We start from the raw sequence: 17349 nt of genomic DNA on the forward strand, positions 1-17349 counted from the left end.
TGGGGAAATTCGAAAATAACACCTTCACAGGGGTCGGACACTTGTCGATAAGCGACACGCCCCCTCTTTGATACATTTTATTTGCTAAATTGATAAGCATTTCAAATGCCATCCCATGGTTTCCTAGTCCCATTGCTATTCCTCTCTTCCTACTTGTAAATTTCTACTTCAATAAAATATGCAATATTTCATATTTTATTATTATAATATTAATTTATTATTTATCACTTTCGATCCTATCATTGGAATTCATTAATAAACTAACATTTGTAATTTAATTCCTGATGTTTAATTCTGTTATAACACGTTAATTTTGTATATTTAAATAATCACAATGGAATTTCTTGTTCTGTACATCTATACTTGTTTTGTATATTATATAGCAGAAGAGTAAGGTAAGAGTTACTCTTTGCCATTTTAGGAAAGGGCCTGTTGGAGACAACAGGTCCTTTCTTCGTAAAAGGATTATTTTGTTAAAAAATTTATTTCAATTTATAATCGCTATCTTTTTCTTTAATTTTCCAGTAAAATCAAATGTAAATATTTTAATTACATAGGAGAAAGCAATGAAACATAACATTAATCTGTGGTCCTTTATTTTTTCTTTTATTTGCATTGGTCTATTCCTCTTATATCTTGAAATTGGTTCGATAGCCTCATCTGAAACGAAATTGTTTATTATGAATTCGCTACCTATCCATCCTTTATTTTTTTTACTAGTTTTAACAATAGGAACTTTTTTTGCTGGTATGATAGGATTTTCTAAAATAGATAATTGGGTTGCTATGCTTAGAAGCATAGCGACAGTTCTACTAACACTTTTATTATCAGTGTTTTTAACACTAACTTTGATCATTGGCTATGCATTGAGTTAAACGTCATTCCTTGTGAATAAAACTAAATATTCCGTTAACAATATATATGACATTAGATTTTCTCCTTGTTCCCCCTTGGAGAACCGAGCAGTTAGCTTTTGCTTGATACTTACTAGTTCGTTTAACAAATTCTATATTTTTAGCTAATTGCTCTAAAGCATCAGGTAACATATATCGTTGTAACTCTTAGGAATACAATGGCAGCTCATCATGAATTGAAAAGCACATTATAAAAACATCCTTTCTTTTGATTCTAAAGAAAGGTTAACGCTTTTTCCATTTTTAAAACAGGTTTTTTCGAAGGTTTTAATTTAATCCTAATTATATTTTTTATAAATTCTAAAAGTGTATTCCCTATTTTTGGTATGATAGACAGGAACTATTTTTTAGAACAGGAGACAATAAATGAAAAAAATCAAATTAGGATTATTAGTTATATTTCTATTTATATTTATGTACATGTCTTTAGTAGGAGATGAGAATAAGGGTTCTTTAACTCCTAATCTGATTTCAAAAATAAAATATTTAGAAACTGATTCTGTTACTGGAGGTACATTTAGAGATTATGGCCAAGAAGCAAAATCAGTGTTTGAAAAACTAAGTAGTCAGAAAGATGTTGTAACAAAAAAAGATTTTTGAAGAAGAAAGTTTTTGAGGAATCTTCTCAACGTAATATTGACTTTGTATTAGATGATGGTAAAAAAATCAAATTCAAAGTATTATTTTTTAGTGTGAAACCATACTTTGATGAAGCGTATGTTCAACGTATAGGAGATGATTCCATTTACCACTTAAATAAAGAAGATACAACAGATATAGCAACTCAATTTGCAAATCGTTAATACATTTCTTAAAATTTTATGTTTTATATCTATTAATTATAAAAAAAGAACATCCCCAAACGAATTTTTTTGTTTTGTTAGCTTGATGGGCATGTGGCACTATCTCTATTAATAAATATTACTAACCATATACCTAGATTAATATCTATCATATTTTTTATAAACAGGATTAATTAGATTTAAAAAAAGATTTCTTTTTCTTTACTCGTAATAAGTCACCTGTCCATCCTTTGACTCGCATATACAAATACATACCACCTGTTGTGAAAATGATAAATAGGAGAGCGATTAAATAGCTATATTTCCATTCTAGTTCAGGCATATATTTAAAATTCATCCCCCACAATGCTCCTAAGGCCGTCAAAGGCGTACTTACAGCAGTTAATACAGTAAGAGCTTTCATAATTTCATTCCCACGATGAGAAGAAACAACTTCTTGTAAATGAATCATCGTGTCTAATTCTTCTTGGTACTCTTTAACGAGTTGTAATCCACGCTCTAATTTTACGTGTGTTTGTTTATAACAAAGGGTGTTTGTTAGGTTTTCTAGCCAAGCTTCCTCCAAGCCTTGTAACACTTCTTGTATTAACCGAAACACATGTGTGTTCATAAATAATTCATGACGAATATGATAAATTCTTTCTAAAACTGCTATGTTATTATGATGATAAAAATCCCATAATACATTTCTGAAATTATTTTCAAAATAGTCAACCTTTCGTAAATAGTGAGATATAAACATTGATAAGATGGCACATAATCCTTCAGCGGAACTATTACATTTTTTTATACCCATAGGGAAATTATGTATTAATTTTTGGAAATCCTCTTCCTCTTTTTCCTGGACCGTTATCAGTATTCCATGAGCTACAAAATAATGAAGAAATTTTTGAATTTTGGCGTCCTTTTTATCTTGATCATATAAAAACGAACCATATACACAAGTTTGACTTGGTGATAACGTATAAACATATAATCCATTTTCACAAGGAGAACTTATTTTTTTTACAAATTGAGAGAAATAAGATGTTACATCACGAGGGATTATAGAAGAAAGTTTTTCAAGTTCACTAGTTTTCACATGATACCAATCCCATTTCGGCATTTTTATACATTCCACATTATTCTTCCTTTCTGAATAGTTTTATGTTTCATCGAATAATATCCGTAACACGAAATTTATATGTAGGTATTCATGTCTTGGAGGAAAAGTTTTTAGATCCTCTACATTACAAACTAAATGGCATAGGAGGTCTTCTTCTGTTACAAGAAAGACCCCCTATATATTAGTTATTTGGATTCTAAATTTTAAACATTTCCTCTATACAAGCACTTTTTATCTTTTCTTATTTATATGTGGCAAAGAAGCCACATAATTTGGCACGTCTATTTAACGAACTCCATTTTGGTCGTTATTATAATTTAGATTCATATGCAGATTGATTAGTGATGTCTTCAAATACTTGACTTCCAATAATAAAGTATCCATGAAGTGCAGCCTCTTTTGAAGCGTCTACCATACGGAAAGAAGAAATTTCACTTTGCATTTTTTCAATTCGTTTTTTGTGGATGTCTACTATTCCTCCTGTCCAAATAATAGTGTCATACTGGTCTAACTTAAATTGTTCTTGTAATACACGCATAACGTCTTGGAAGTGTGTATCCAACTCTTTTTGAATCAAAGTATTAACCTGACTTGTCTGATGATTTTCTTCTCGACCTCCATATCCTTTTTCTAATATTTTTGGCATGTCGTTAATATGCAAGTCATCACTTTCCCCTGCATGATTCTGCAGGATATTCTTAATATTTTTCAAAGGCTTGCTACATCCTAGTTCCGTCTCATAATGATTTAAAATGACATTCTGTTTCATATCTGTCATTTCTAATGTACGAAATCCACCATCAATAATTAAGATACGATCTTGTTCCTGAATGATTCCCTCTTTTAAGAAATAGGCATGTAAAGCGACCGGTTGCTGAAGAATCAAAGCATTTTCCACCGTGATATTAATAAATTTCCCATCGATTTGCACGGAAGTTTCTTTTTTTAATACATTTTGTAATTGCTCATGCTGACTACCAAAATAAGTAACGGGAAGCCCGGTCACAACTAAAGGTAACACGACATTTTCTTTATAATCCTTTGCAATGCAACCAAATATTTGTTGTTTAAACTGTTCGCTTTCATAATAATTTTCTATTTCTTCTTCAAATGGAGGAAGAAATGAAGCGTCAGATTGATGTGCTTCATTTCCCATGTAGTATGCAAAGTCTAAGTCTATAAAACTTACCTTTGTTAAATCTTCACTTTCAGCATGATTAGGTACAGGGGCTAGTGTGGAAGCTTCACTCTTAATCGTCACCTCAGAATCTACATCCTGTCGATATGCCCGCTTAGTAAAACCAATTCCTACATCAATTGCATACAGAGATTTCATACTTTTTCCTCACTTTCTCTTTTTAGAATTAAATCTAAGCACTCTCTTCTTTCCCTTCTTTCATATATTTCTTTTCATTTTTCGTTTTTTCTCCGTCTATGTCCTTACTATTTTGATTTATTTCGTTATCCTTTTCATCTTTTTTCTTTTTGTTATTTTCGTTTTCTGTTAAATCTTTAATAGTAGAAATGACAACCGGTGTGGCTGTAAGCAGTTGTGGTAATGTTTGTTTTGCAACATTAGCTGCAGTTACAGAGAATTGTTTACTTGTCTCAGTTACCTTCTCTAATGTTTCCTTTATGTTTCCTTCTTGTAGTTTGTCTTTTACGCTTTTTCCTTTTGTTTGTATAGCTTTCCGATTTTCTTTTTTTAACAGGGAGACCATGACTCCGGTCGTAATCCCAATCAAAGCATATTTAAATATTGTATGTTTCATTTTTCTCACCCTTCTCTACTTTTATTTTCTTCCATGCTACAACCTAAAATAATTAACTTATCTATTTATCAGATGTTGCAATCTATTAGAGAGAATGATAGTTTTGCGGCTGCCTATTACTCGCCGTTGGTGTTTCAGCTGTTATTAGAAGTAAAATTCTCCCTTGATCTAATTTTTCTTCATATAAATTAGCTTCCTCCTTCGACAACCCCATTTCCTCCATTTGATTTCGGAGTTCGTCCCCTTTTTTGGAGAAAAAGTTGATAATACGTGTACCCAATCCTTGTTCTTTTACTCCAATCGTATTTGTGTTTGTATCATCCGCAATCTTTTTTGTTAGATGTGTTTCATGTGTTAAAACGTAAATGTCATCTTGGCGAATCCCTTGCAATTCTAGCTCTTTTACTTTCATAACTACTTCCTGTTCATTTTCATATTCATGAACCACCGGTTTTCTTTCATTCTTATGCATTGTATTTTTCCTCCTTTAGATTTTTTATTTTCTTATTTAGTTGTTATGTAATATGTAATACACCTATTTTAAAGATGTTAAACCTAAATTTTCAAAAAAATTCACACAATAGGTTATTAATGTTTTTGAATATCAGAGAGATGTCACAAGAACTTTGCTTTGATAACAGAGTTACAAATAACGTTTTGTTTGGAAGACAAGTCCATTATTTTATAGAAATTTTCTATTAAAAAAAGTTACAAAAGGAGTACAAGATATTTTTTTTCGTTAATTAAATCAAAGGAAAATAAAAAAACACTCTTTTTAAAAGAGTGCTAAAAAACATATAACCTAATAATGTTTCTAGTTTGATTACAGAAAGAAAGTCTTTATTAAAACATATAGTTGCTAATTTAATTGCGATCTTCCTTGCACCCAAGCAGCAATATCATTTATAACATACTCAGGAATATTAGCAGGACTATAATATTCATCCGGTTTACTTATTTCTCCATCCCCTTCTGTAAAGAAATGATTTAACTTTGGATATAGTCGATAATCTACGTTATCTCGTTCTTTTAATTGTTCTTTCCAAAGAGGAATTTCAATTTTTGATTGAACTTGATAGTCTCTTTCTCCTTGAATAATAAGAAGCGGTGTCTTTTGTTCTTTTGACATTTCTGCCGCTTTAATTTTCCGTATAGAATCCCAAAATACTGCTGATCCTAAGTAAAAATCTTTTGGGGGATTCTGACCAGAGAAATTGGGATCATTTAATAATTCAAATTGCGATTTGTAGAATTTATATTGCTCCTGGTTCATTGCTCCAATAGAAAAAAGATACTCAAATTGATCTAAAACAACGTCTTGAATCGTACGAGCTGGCCCACCCATTACAATTGCCCCAGCAATATTTTGATTTTGGTCTTTTTCAATCATTTTCGGAAGCATCATTCCACCTTGACTATGACCAAGAATATATATTTGATTCTTATTTATTAGAGGCTCATTTTTAAGAAATTGAGTTACAAGAAGAGCATCATCTGTTGTCTCTTTATCAACTGTATAGAAGGGACTGAATTGTGTTTTCAACCCATGTTCATAAGTTCTTTTATTATAGCGAAGGACAGCAATTCCCTTCGATGCAAGACCTTCAGCTAAATCGCGAAATGGTTTTAAAGCAAACGCTGTTTCATCCTGATCAGTTGCTCCTGATCCTTGAACAAGAATAACCGCTGGAAAAGGCCCATTTCCTTTTGGAATCGACAATGTTCCTGGTAATGGAAATGCACCACTTCCAACTACTACTTCTTTATCAATAAATGACTCAGGCTTACTATATGATGGACGCTCTGCAACAGGACTAAACGACATGCTGAGTTGAAAATCGTCTATTTTTCCAGATGGATCTAGTTTAATTAGTAAAGGTACAGTCATTTTTTCAAAAACTAATTGAATCTCCACATTTGTATGAACAGGATTTGTCTCTTTTTGTGTAACCTCTCCAATTTCTATAAAAGAACCTGCTTGTAATTGCACTGGGAGTCCCTCCCAATAGCTCTTCAGCCATTCTTCGGATATTATTTTCTGTAATGACCTTGAGGTTAAATCAAATGCAGATTTATAATTTTCACTATTCATATGGCGAATAAATGAAAGAGTAGTAGATATAATAGGATTTTCATCATTACTATTGTCTACTTTTTTTATAGTTGTGTTTGCTTCCTTTAAATTCGAAATAAATTGGTAGTTAAACGGATAGTTATATGTATCAGGATATAAGCTTGTTTTCAATACTTCCGTATTCCGTCCCTTATACAAATTTGAAGAACTCGTAAAATTTTCAGGTGAAATTACTTCCTCCGCATATGAGACTGAGGGAATTGCTATTGTAAAAATTGCACTGACAAGTAATAACTTATTACTTATTCTTCTTTTCTTACCCATAATTATTGATTCTCCTTTCAAAATTAAAAATTTCTAATACAATATGCCAACTATAAGGAAAATAAAAATTATTAAAGAGATTAATAATCTATTTTACGATTCCCCCTAACTAGTTAAAAATCTATCATTAACAAACTTCAATAAAAAACGCCTTCCCCCTCTTTTTTTATTGTTGGATTTTCCAATGACCTAGAAGCACAGCACGAAATTACATGTAACCGACCCATGAGATTCTCTGTTTCAAAAGAAAAAAGCACCCCACTAGATGCTTTCTTTAATTGTTCTCACTATCATTTATTTAGATAATTCTCTTATTACTGTAAGATACATTTATTCTAAATACTAAAACTCACTTATTTCTTGATAGGTTCTTAAGAAATATCAAAAAATAAAGAAAACAAGTTATTTGGTTATTCATTCCGTAAGCTTAATGCTCAAGTTAGTTTTTTTCACACGGTGAAACTTTATTAAGAAAACTTTAAGAAATTTCCCTCTATATTTATAAGAATTTTTTTCTATACTGAATCCTGTAAATGAACAAGAGGAGAAATGACCATGAAGAAATTTGTAATTTGCATATTAGGAATAGGCCTTCCTATATACTTACTACCTTTCATATTACGCGGGGATTTAGACAGATTTAATCCGATTGCTGAAGAAAAAAATGTATACGCCGTTGCGAATGGGTATGGCATTCCAGATTATCATTATAAAGGCCGAGCTATGTACTCACTAAAGGGTGTTGATGAATTAAGCAATGAAAAAGAATATAAAGTTGGAACGAACACGCCTAATGTTTTTATAAGAAAAACTTACTTAAAAATTCATGTGAAAGGAAAATATGTGTATTCTTACGATATTATTTCTAAAGAGGATATTCCGGAGAAAATAAGGGGACAATTGGAGATAGCAAATAAATAAAAGAGCCAATTCATACGATTTGGCTCTTTATTCTCTCTCCCATCTACCGTTAGGAAAATTCTTTCGGTAGATTTATTAAATTCGTTATCATTGTTTCAATAACCACTCTTCCATTACTTTCACTGTTTCATCTTGTTGTGCTTTTGCCGTAATTAAACTCGCATTATCACCTTTTTGCTCACCATACATGCCAAAATGAGCATGATTTCCCCCTTTTATCATGTGCATAGTTGTATTCTTTGACATGAACTTTTTATTGTTCTCTATTTTTTCTACAGTTGCTAACGCATCTACTTCCCCATAAATTGATAACATCGGGATCGATTTCGTAGAGAAGTCATCTGCAGGATACGAACCTAAGAAAATGATCCCGTCTATCTTGTCTTCATGTTGGAAGGCATACTTAGAAATCATAGCTCCCCCCATTGAATGCCCCGCAACATACCACTTCTGAACTTCAGGATACTGTTCCATTACACTGTCTACTGCATTGATTCCAAATATCGCTAAATTTAATGGCAACTTAGGCATCACTACAAAATGTCCATCTTTTGCAAGAGCTTCTCCTAAGTAACTATATGCCTCAGCTTCTACTTTAGCTCCTTGATAAAAAATAACCCCTATTTTACCATCTTTCTCTCCAAAAACTATATTCTCTTCATCTTTTTTATCCTCTACTAACGATAAAGCCTCTTTCGTCGGTTTATAAGTAAACTGAGACCAAACAAAAAAACTAATACTTCCTATAAGTAAAATACCTAGTAAAGAGTACAGCGTAATTTTTATCCATTTCTTCACAAAGATGACCTCCCTAAGATGTATATATTCTATATTTTAGATTTTCATTAGTAAACATAAAAACTCGAGCATTTTTATTATGCTCAAGTTTTCATTTACTTCTTTAATTTATACTATAAATGGTCCAAGATAAATATGTAGCAAATGTGGCCCATAAAAAATATGGAATTAGCAACCATGTCGATACTTTAGATAATTTGGAAGAAACCACTATGAGAAGTAACGTAGTAATAGCGACTAGTAAACAATCTACTGTTGCTAAAAATAAATTTTTTTGACTGAATTGAAAGTAGCTGAACGCTTGATTGCACATGTAATTTAAAAGGAATACAAACCAAAATGTTTTTGGCTTACATCCATATTTGTTGTAAATAATTGCAACTGATAATGCAATAAGTCCATATAATACAGCCCATATCATTCCGATTGTCATACCGGGAGGTGTCCAAGACGGCTTTTCTAACGCATCATACCAAGTACGATCAATAGGGAATAAAACACTAGAAACATAAAACAAACCATATGTTAGTAAAAATACTATAATACTAGATTTTTTCATAAACATTCTCCTTTTTACTAGAAGATTATAGAAACTTTATATGATTAGTATGTCCTTGTAATGGATAAAATTCTAATATTAAAATTCTAAATTCATATTGTTTAACCTATTTCATACAAATTCTTTCATACTTTTATATGCAAAAAGGGCTCTCTCTCGTGCTGCCTTATGATCAACAATCGGATAAGGATATGTATTCCCAAGTTTTATATTGGATTTTTGTAAAATATGCTCAGGTGCTTCCCAAGGTTTATGTATATATTTGTTTGGGATATCTCTTAATTCTGGTACCCATCTTCTTATATACTCTCCATTTTTATCAAACTTTTCTCCTTGTGTGATGGGATTAAAAATACGAAAGTACGGTGATGCATCTGCCCCACTTCCAGCACCCCATTGTATTATTTGCAATATCAGCATCTAGTAGTGTATCCATAAACCATTTTGCTCCTTCCTGCCACGGAATTAACAAATGCTTTACAAGAAAAGAGGCTACAGCCATTCTTGCCCGATTATGCATAAAACCTGTTTGCCATAGTTCCCGCATTCCTGCATCAATAAACGGATAACCAGTTTCACCCTTCTGCCATACTGTTAATAACTCCTCTTCATTATTCCACGGAAAATGTTCAAAGCTCTTATTAAGAGGTTTATATACTGTAAATGGGTAATGATATAGCAAATAATAAGAAAATTCTCGCCAAATTAATTGACGTATAAAGCTATTCACTTGTTTTTCAAAAAGACTACATTGTCTTTCGGTACTTTTATTTATTAAGTAATGATACATCCATCTCACTGATATTTGGCCAAATGAAAGATAAGGTGCCAACATCGAATGAGCATTTTCATTTGGAAAGTCTCTTCCTTCACTATAAGAGGCTAATTTGCTAGAGAAAAATTTCTTACATGCTTTGTATGCCCCTTCTTCTGTAGGCTCCCATATTGATTCAATATGAGATGTCCACCGTATAGTCGGCAGCAAATGTAATTCTGAAACAGATAAGCTTGCTGGTAAAGAGTTTCCTCCCTTTATACGCTGCACTTTACTAATAGGCTTAGGTATTTCCTGCTTTTGAAATGCATTGTAAAAAGGCGTAAACACCTTATATTCAGTGTTATCTTTCTTTTTAATAATCCACGGTTCTAATAATAAATGCGAATTAAATTCCTTACAGACAATACCTTTGCCTTCTAATACTATTTTCATTTTTTGATTAGATTGTAATCTGTCTGGATCATAACAAACATTCCAATATACAGCCGTTATACCTAACTGTTCTATGAGAGAAAGTATTTCTTCCAGTGTATTTCCTTTGCGAATTATTAAAGTAGATCCCAATGCCTCAAGTTGCTTTTGGACATCTATTATAGCATGATGTAACCACCACTTTGATGCACTTCCTATTGAAAAAGTTCCATCTTGTACATATACCGGAAGAACCTCACCAGACTGAACAGCCTCAAATAAAGCTGGGTTATCATATAAACGAAAATCTTTTTGAAACATAACAATAATTTTACCTTGCATAGCTATCCCTTCTAATTCTTAAAACATATTAAATTTTATTATATAACAGTAATTTATACATAAGAATTTATTTGTCTTTAATAGATTAATTAACTTTTTCAACTATTTTATTAGTAGGAATTTTAACAACCGTTTCTTTTTCACCTGTTCTATCAATCATGAAACCATGAACTTTAATATCAGAAGGTACTAACGGATGATGACGAATCATATCTATACTCTTCTCAATATTTTCACTAACATTTTCTTGTCCACTTAGCCATGCATTCAGGCTACCACTTGAAAATTCAGGCATGCAATTTTTAAAGAGATAGTCTATTTCTCTGTTATTTTTTATGGAATCACGTTGAATTTGTAGATTAACTATATCAGTTTCTTTATCCTCTATTCCGACAACAATAATTTCTTCAACTTTTTCTTCATAAATAGCAATAATAACAGATCTCATTATATCTCCATAAGGATGTACAATTACAGAATCATAGCTGTGTATAGTCAACACGTTTTCTTGTTGAATGTTAGTTACTTGTTGGATAATCGGCTCTATTCCGTGTTCAATGTCTGTTAATAATAATACTTTTTTATTCTTTGAATTCATATGGAGCACTCCTTCTTCATTATTGTATTTATGAAACTTTTAAACTAGTAACGATAGTTGATTATTCATTACATGATTGTTACCAGTTTTTCCATTGTCCTTCTGGATCAATACTTGCAAGTCTGACCCATCCATTTTGAACTTTTTCTCGAAATGTGAAATCATTATTTAGCAAACGTTCTATATATTCAATAGGCGCTTGAATTACAATTAGTAAACGAAGTGGTGAATGATACGTCTCACTATCTGACTGCATAACGGATTGCCAAGGTAAGCCTGGCAACAAGTCACTTGCATTTCCTTGCATAACACCGAGACCTGCCGTTACGGTTTGGGTTGTTTTGTTTCCACTACCATAATAATGAGGAGCTACAGTTGAAGCGTAATATTGTAAATTTATCCACTGAGCTACTGTTCCTGGCCCTGCAATGATGCTAGCTAATATATCTCCACTTCCATCCTGTTTCCAATCATAATTATGAAGGAAAGCCCTTCCTTCTAAGTCACAATCCTGAGTTAATTCTCGTTTTCCGATAATAAAAGATGCATTACGGGCTAATCCCCATTCCGGACGTATTTCACTCCAATCTTCTGCAAATCGATGTGCCTCTTTACTCGGATTTTTTATTTTCGTTTTAAAATTAGGTAATTGTGTTAAACGCTCTCTATTTGCATGTTGGCTCACATTTGGCATAACCGACTCAATACTATCAAATGCTTCTTGCGCAGTTTCCGAAAGTTCTGGGACGTAAATCCATTCCAATTCATCCACTGTTGTTTTATGTTCAGCTGCTGCAAAAATGGTGTCCTCCGGAATTTTAATGCCTTCAGCAGACAAAGCCTCTCTGACTTCTGGAAGATTACATAAAGTAGCAAAAACTCTTGCATTGAATCCCCCTGCTGCTCCGCCACAAGCACCACACTCAAGCGCTGCAGCATAAGGGTTGTTCGTACTTTGACTACTATGTCCGCACATTACAACTAGAGGCGCGAATTTTTCTGTTAATCCCACCATTTTTAAAGCTTGACGCACATAGTTCACTTTTTCTTCTTTCGTAAAACCGATAGGCATCTCACATTTTGTTTCATGAACATGATTAAGTGAGAATGTCGTATCAGGTTTTCGTAACATTGTTTTGCGAAGGTTACGAATGAAACTACCTACTCTTCTTGGCACAAAACTTCTTGTCATCATTTGTAGACCAAGTAAAGGGCCACTTATCTCAGGTAGTAACATACTTGTAAGTACATTTTGTTTCATCATTTTAAACGTATAACTTACTGAGCTGTCTATCTTCTTACGTTGTTGATAAGATTTATATTCATTTTCATCCGTGAGCTCTTTTATTTGATGTTTCGGTTTTAATATAACTGGCAAAGAAGGATGACTGTCATTACTACCTAGTTCACTAGTCGCAATTGGTAACCCAAAGAAACCAGCTATTCCAAACGTTTCGAACGGACCTAATTTTTCTAGGTGGCGACGAAACGGTTCTGAACGTACATCAATACAAAATGCTAATTGAGCTAATACACGTTTTTTATCATTAGTTGCACGTTGCTTAGAAACAATCTTTTCCCTTAATTGCTCTGCATGCGTCTGTTCCCAAGCTTCTAGCCAAAGTTTCCTGCGAATATTTTCATCAAAACGATATGCAAATGCTAATAATTCGCTTTGTTCAGCTGCAGACATTTGTGACCATTCCAGGGTTGAAATATTCCCCCAATAGATCCAAGAAGCTATAAGTGGGACAATTGCAACTTTCTTCTCAGCCTTTTGATTTTTTGTAGGTAAATAAGGTTTGACAATGGCCAGCTCCATAGAAATTCGAACTACTAAATATTCAATCATAAGTTCCTGTTCCTGAATTGATTGTTGGGAACGCCATAGTATCATTCCTGCCCACCCAGGCAAAGCAAGCAAGTGCCCTTCAAGGTAAGCTTGCTTGTTAGATTCAGAAATTCCTAATTCAGATAAAGCTCTTGTTAAAGCTACCTCGGCATCCTCTGGCCAATCTTTTAAAATGCTACGCTCATTTTTACTGAGCGCTGGATCAAATTTAATAAGGTGATGCCATGCACGATACAAACCTTTCTCTCGGTTTGGCATCGTCCAACTTGATCCGGAGTCATCCAAATATAATTTACACCATTTAATGATATGATAATTAAGAATATCAGATAGGTTTTCACCCTTTTGATTCTCTATAAGTGAACTTACAGGTTGCATAGGAGAGTCTTTCATACTTCCTGTATTTATATAACTCATTTCTTCTGCCAGTTTATTTAATTGTGGCGATGATAATAGGCTAGAAGGTAATTTCTCTAATTTTAAAGCTGCTTGGCAAAACTGCTCCGCTTTCTTTCGCGGGATATGAAAAGATTGTGAATCAAGCCAATGAGACAAGCCACTTTGTAAAAATGATTCCTTAATCTCCCCTTTCGCCTTTGCCGAATGAATCATAGCAGCACTAGGATATATATCCACATTACGAATTTCTTTTAACCAATCTGCAACTTGTTCAAATGATTGTTTTTCAAGTCCCATCCAAGGGTGATGAGCTGCAAATGTAGCGATCGGCCAAAGTGGTGCAATCACTCGGCTAGCAGATTCAACTAAATCATTTATATTCTTTTCTTGTATTTCAATGTTTGTATCTTTCTTTTTTAAAGTCTCTTTCGTTACGATTGACGGTATGCTCATCACTGATTACCTCCCTTTGATACATAATGTTTAAGATAGCTCGGATGACTTTCTACTGACTTTTGTCTCGCCTCACCTACTCGAACGAACCAAAGATACATTACAGCAAATATAGTAGAGGATTGATAACGAGTAACGAGAGTACTAATAGCACTACCAAATAATAAGAGACATATAACAAAAATAACGGCTGGAGCTGAAGGTTGAACATTTTGATACATGTCAGTATGCAACCATTTATAAAGGGAATTATGAACGGTAAAGTAAATGAGAGAAAATCCAGCTAAAATAAATAGGCCAACAATTCTTCCCATTCTTCCCTCTCCAAAAACAACAAGTTGTTTCCATGAAAAGTATAATGACCATCCTAAGATGAACGCACTAACTAATTGATACCCTTCTCCAGAAGTCGTAAACCAAAATGCAATCGCTATAAATAATCCGAAAACACGTCCGACCATAACCATAAATTAAATATCTTTTCATTAGACTGCTTCACTACCCCAAAACATTGTACGGAAGAACCAGCTTGTAAAAACAGTGTCGCTTTAAACAAACCATGTAAAATTAAATGAATAACAGCCGCTAAATAGGCTCCTAATGCGCATTGAATAAGCATAAACCCCATTTGTGCAATAGTTGACCCCACTAGCTGACGTTTATAATCAACCTGAACTAGGCTAATTCCTGTTCCAATTAAGACAGAAATACTAGAGAAAATTAGTAAAATGATTTGTGCCATATCATCATGAAAAAGAGGTGAAAATCTAGTTAACATGATACCGCCAGCATTTACTAACCCCGCATGCATAACAGCAGAAACAGGCGTTGGAGCAACAGCTGACTCAATTAACCACCTTTGAAAAGGCCATTGTGCTGCTGGAATCATCACAGCTAATATAATCAATAAGTTAATTCCTGTTTTCTCCAATGTTCCAAATTGAGCTACATTTTCATTCGTTAAAACTGATGTTAACTGCCACTGTCCAGTGACTTGAAAAAGCCAAATGATAGCTGCTAGCAAAGCAATCCAGCTTATTGTAAATAAATAACTAGAAATTTTTGTTGCTTCGCTAACTACTTTCCACCCTTTATTTAGACCTATGAGTAAAACCAATCCTATAAGAGTTGCCCCCCAACAAATAATCATGAAACGAAGATCATCACTTAACCATGCAACCGAAGATATACCTGTAGTAAATGTAAAAAGTGCAAAGTATTTTCGATATGAGCGATCTCCCAGTAAGTAACGTACAGAAAAACGCTGAATGATTAAACCAATTGTAAGAACAAAGAAAGCCATGAACCAAGCTAAAGTATCTAAATGCCAAGGCCCCACAACTCTATCTCCATTGTGATTAACAAGTGCGAGTAAAGAAACCAATGAAGGCAAAGCAGCGATACCAATATGGATATGAACAAAACGTAAAGGCATCCTTGCATGTAAAAATAATAATCCACTTAGCCAAGAAGCGCTAAGCGCCATAAAAAATAATGTTAACAGTGTTGATGAACTCAGCGAAATTAACATGTACAATACTCCCTTCCAAACGAAAATAACCTATAAAAATTCCTTTTAAGTAAGATAGTTTTTTAATTTCAATTTTCATTCACTCTTTTTAGTACATCGTTTTTTCCCATAAAAAAACCGACAACTTCCATAATTCAATGATTTTATATCATCATTGAATTATGGAGATTGTCGGTTTCACTTCAACTAACTTCAATAAAGTTTTTTGAAGAGCTCCCATTTTATAGAGGATAATGTATGTATTACTCCTGTTAAAAAGAAAAGTATATTTCTGATCTCCTAGATTATGCAATCAATATATCAATTTATGTTATGTGCTATCTTTTAATTAAGAAACTTTTTCATTTAGTCAATATTACATATTAAAAAAATGCTAAAGCCTTAATTATAGCAAACTGTTAAAATGAGCATCTATCAATTTTTTAAAACAATTATAAGATAAACCATATTAAGCAGTTTGTCAATTTCTTTATCAGTTTTTTAAGAGTTATTTGAATTACGATTTATTATACCTAAATAACTTCAAGTTTTTTAATTATTAGCATGTTAATAAAGTTAAATAAAGTGCAAAACTTGTAGGTTTCTTAATCCTTCCACTAACCTTAAGTTTTATTTTTAAAATTTCCCCTCAAGATTATGAAGCAATTTAAAAATCATTACTCGTTCGCCTGTACGGGAGCTTATATCCGTATGAAAGCTTTTCACTTTCTCTCCAGTTAATTCTAGTATAATCTCTTTCAAATCATCAATTCCAGATTCAACTAGCTCCGAACGGTTTTTCTTTATCGTTAGCATGCCGTCTTTTGTTTCGCAAACAGTATATTCAGCCGGGGTTAAAATACCTTGTAAATTTACGATAATCATATCCCGTAATATATCTGTCTTAACGGATATAGAACCGCGTCCTAAGTAGTCCTTTTCCCAATGAGTAATTGCTTTGCTTATCTCTGATTCAATAGAGCCTTTTGAGCTTTTCATCTATGTATCCTCCTTCAATAAAATAAATTTACAATAACAATATAATAATCTGGATTGATTTTATTTTCAATTATTGAGAAGAATTTATTGGGGTTGTTGTAAGGTATCCTTTCATATCATAGTGATTTTTCATATTACAATATAGATTTTTTGATCATTCCCAACAAGTTACTCTTACTATAAAGGCTCTGTTGCATAGATTTCTAAAAAGGTCATTGTGGGGGGAGTTGTATTTTCTTAGCTTGATAGCGATGGGGCAGGACCCCTGTACGTTAAGAGATTAGGTTATATATTTGAGGAGATGTACGAGACAGGTGTGAATTTAGGGTAATCTAATATTTTACATTCAAATATGATAGAATAGAAGCATATCCAAAACGGAGGAATAACAAATGAACTCAAACACAAAACAGTTTATTTATGATATCCAGCAACGAAAGAACAATTATATAGAAAATGCTTTAATAGCAATACAACACCCTAAAAAAGAGCAATCTGAACAGGTCATTCAAAATATAGTAGAGAAGATGGATATGATGATTAGTCTAGTTACTACGTACATGAGGATTGAATCTGGATCTACGGAAGAATTAAAAGAACTTCAGAAAGAAATTATCCATGCTCAAGCATATATCCAAAAACGAAAATTTGAAGAAACACAGAGATAACCCCCTGTGTTTTTATTTAATGCTCTATGACGCTAATCTGTTATAAATCAAATTACATGTAATTTGATT

The 17349-nt window shown here is 32.8% G+C and carries 16 protein-coding genes and 3 pseudogenes; 6 read left to right on the forward strand and 13 right to left on the reverse strand.

The window, feature by feature from the left end:
• Positions 1–133 (reverse strand): Holliday junction resolvase RecU (locus GFJ36_RS16620; protein ID WP_194956672.1); only part of this gene is annotated, 133 nt, incomplete at its 3' end.
• Positions 134–566: 433 nt separating this feature from the next.
• Between GFJ36_RS16620 and GFJ36_RS29730 the strand changes: the two genes are divergently transcribed.
• The 3 genes from GFJ36_RS29730 to GFJ36_RS16635 all read left to right on the forward strand — a co-directional run bounded on the left by GFJ36_RS29730 (position 567) and on the right by GFJ36_RS16635 (position 1717).
• Positions 567–875, forward strand: a complete 309-nt coding sequence (locus GFJ36_RS29730; protein ID WP_046959878.1) for a hypothetical protein — start codon at positions 567–569, stop codon at positions 873–875.
• A 459-nt stretch (positions 876–1334) separates the two neighbouring features.
• Positions 1335–1514, forward strand: coding sequence for a hypothetical protein (locus GFJ36_RS16630; protein ID WP_097891741.1), 180 nt, complete (start codon positions 1335–1337; stop codon positions 1512–1514).
• A complete protein-coding gene (locus GFJ36_RS16635; RefSeq protein WP_060487304.1) occupies positions 1511–1717 on the forward strand; it encodes a hypothetical protein in 207 nt (68 codons plus the stop codon). Before GFJ36_RS16630 ends, GFJ36_RS16635 begins: the two co-directional genes overlap by 4 nt.
• Before the next feature lie 169 nt (positions 1718–1886).
• On the opposite strand, the gene GFJ36_RS16640 is transcribed toward GFJ36_RS16635, so the two are convergent.
• The 4 genes from GFJ36_RS16640 to GFJ36_RS16655 form a co-directional block, all read right to left on the reverse strand.
• The gene (locus GFJ36_RS16640) at positions 1887–2837 is read right to left on the reverse strand and encodes a magnesium transporter CorA family protein (protein ID WP_097891702.1); all 951 of its coding nucleotides are present in this window, start codon (positions 2835–2837) and stop codon (positions 1887–1889) included.
• 295 nt (positions 2838–3132) lie between these two features.
• Complete coding sequence (locus GFJ36_RS16645; RefSeq protein ID WP_097891705.1) at positions 3133–4158, reverse strand: ParM/StbA family protein; 1026 nt, start codon at positions 4156–4158, stop codon at positions 3133–3135.
• A 34-nt stretch (positions 4159–4192) separates the two neighbouring features.
• On the reverse strand, positions 4193–4594 hold the full coding sequence (locus GFJ36_RS16650; protein ID WP_097891708.1) for a peptidase U61: 402 nt from the start codon (positions 4592–4594) through the stop codon (positions 4193–4195).
• A gap of 85 nt (positions 4595–4679) precedes the next feature.
• Positions 4680–5066 carry a YflT domain-containing protein gene (locus tag GFJ36_RS16655; RefSeq protein WP_097891711.1) on the reverse strand — a complete coding sequence of 129 codons (387 nt, stop codon included), beginning with the start codon at positions 5064–5066 and terminating at the stop codon, positions 4680–4682.
• 119 nt (positions 5067–5185) lie between these two features.
• Between GFJ36_RS16655 and GFJ36_RS30250 the strand changes: the two are divergent.
• Positions 5186–5337 (forward strand): annotated as a pseudogene (locus tag GFJ36_RS30250) (acyl dehydratase).
• A gap of 116 nt (positions 5338–5453) precedes the next feature.
• On the opposite strand, the gene GFJ36_RS16660 reads toward GFJ36_RS30250, so the two are convergent.
• Positions 5454–6992 (reverse strand): alpha/beta hydrolase, encoded by a 1539-nt coding sequence (locus GFJ36_RS16660; RefSeq protein ID WP_097891717.1) that lies wholly within the window; start codon positions 6990–6992, stop codon positions 5454–5456.
• 555 nt (positions 6993–7547) lie between these two features.
• Here GFJ36_RS16660 and GFJ36_RS16665 point away from each other — a divergent pair.
• Positions 7548–7913 (forward strand): YxeA family protein, encoded by a 366-nt coding sequence (locus tag GFJ36_RS16665; RefSeq protein WP_088122538.1) that lies wholly within the window; start codon positions 7548–7550, stop codon positions 7911–7913.
• Between the two features lie 87 nt (positions 7914–8000).
• Here GFJ36_RS16665 and GFJ36_RS16670 read toward each other — a convergent pair whose 3' ends face one another.
• From GFJ36_RS16670 to GFJ36_RS16700, 7 genes and pseudogenes are all read right to left on the reverse strand, one after another.
• Entirely contained in the window at positions 8001–8711 is a 711-nt protein-coding gene (locus GFJ36_RS16670; protein WP_097891720.1) for an alpha/beta hydrolase, read from the reverse strand.
• A 103-nt stretch (positions 8712–8814) separates the two neighbouring features.
• Positions 8815–9270 carry a TspO/MBR family protein gene (locus tag GFJ36_RS16675; protein ID WP_141542865.1) on the reverse strand — a complete coding sequence of 152 codons (456 nt, stop codon included), beginning with the start codon at positions 9268–9270 and terminating at the stop codon, positions 8815–8817.
• A 111-nt stretch (positions 9271–9381) separates the two neighbouring features.
• Positions 9382–10801 (reverse strand): annotated as a pseudogene (locus tag GFJ36_RS16680) (cryptochrome/photolyase family protein).
• 85 nt (positions 10802–10886) lie between these two features.
• Positions 10887–11399, reverse strand: coding sequence for a carbonic anhydrase (locus GFJ36_RS16685; protein WP_097891723.1), 513 nt, complete (start codon positions 11397–11399; stop codon positions 10887–10889).
• A gap of 79 nt (positions 11400–11478) precedes the next feature.
• Complete coding sequence (locus GFJ36_RS16690) at positions 11479–14103, reverse strand: DUF2309 domain-containing protein (protein WP_098082539.1); 2625 nt, start codon at positions 14101–14103, stop codon at positions 11479–11481.
• A pseudogene (locus GFJ36_RS16695) lies at positions 14103–15634 on the reverse strand (NADH dehydrogenase subunit 5). Before GFJ36_RS16695 ends, GFJ36_RS16690 begins: the two are co-directional and overlap by 1 nt.
• Positions 15635–16249: 615 nt before the next feature.
• Positions 16250–16612, reverse strand: a complete 363-nt coding sequence (locus GFJ36_RS16700) for a Na-translocating system protein MpsC family protein (protein ID WP_061671957.1) — start codon at positions 16610–16612, stop codon at positions 16250–16252.
• Positions 16613–17004: 392 nt separating this feature from the next.
• Between GFJ36_RS16700 and GFJ36_RS16705 the strand changes: the two genes are divergently transcribed.
• Positions 17005–17280 carry a hypothetical protein gene (locus tag GFJ36_RS16705; protein ID WP_001087712.1) on the forward strand — a complete coding sequence of 92 codons (276 nt, stop codon included), beginning with the start codon at positions 17005–17007 and terminating at the stop codon, positions 17278–17280.
• Positions 17281–17349 lie beyond the last annotated feature (69 nt).

The organism is Bacillus sp. EE-W1 (assembly GCF_009760835.1).
GTDB lineage: Bacteria > Bacillota > Bacilli > Bacillales > Bacillaceae_G > Bacillus_A > Bacillus_A wiedmannii.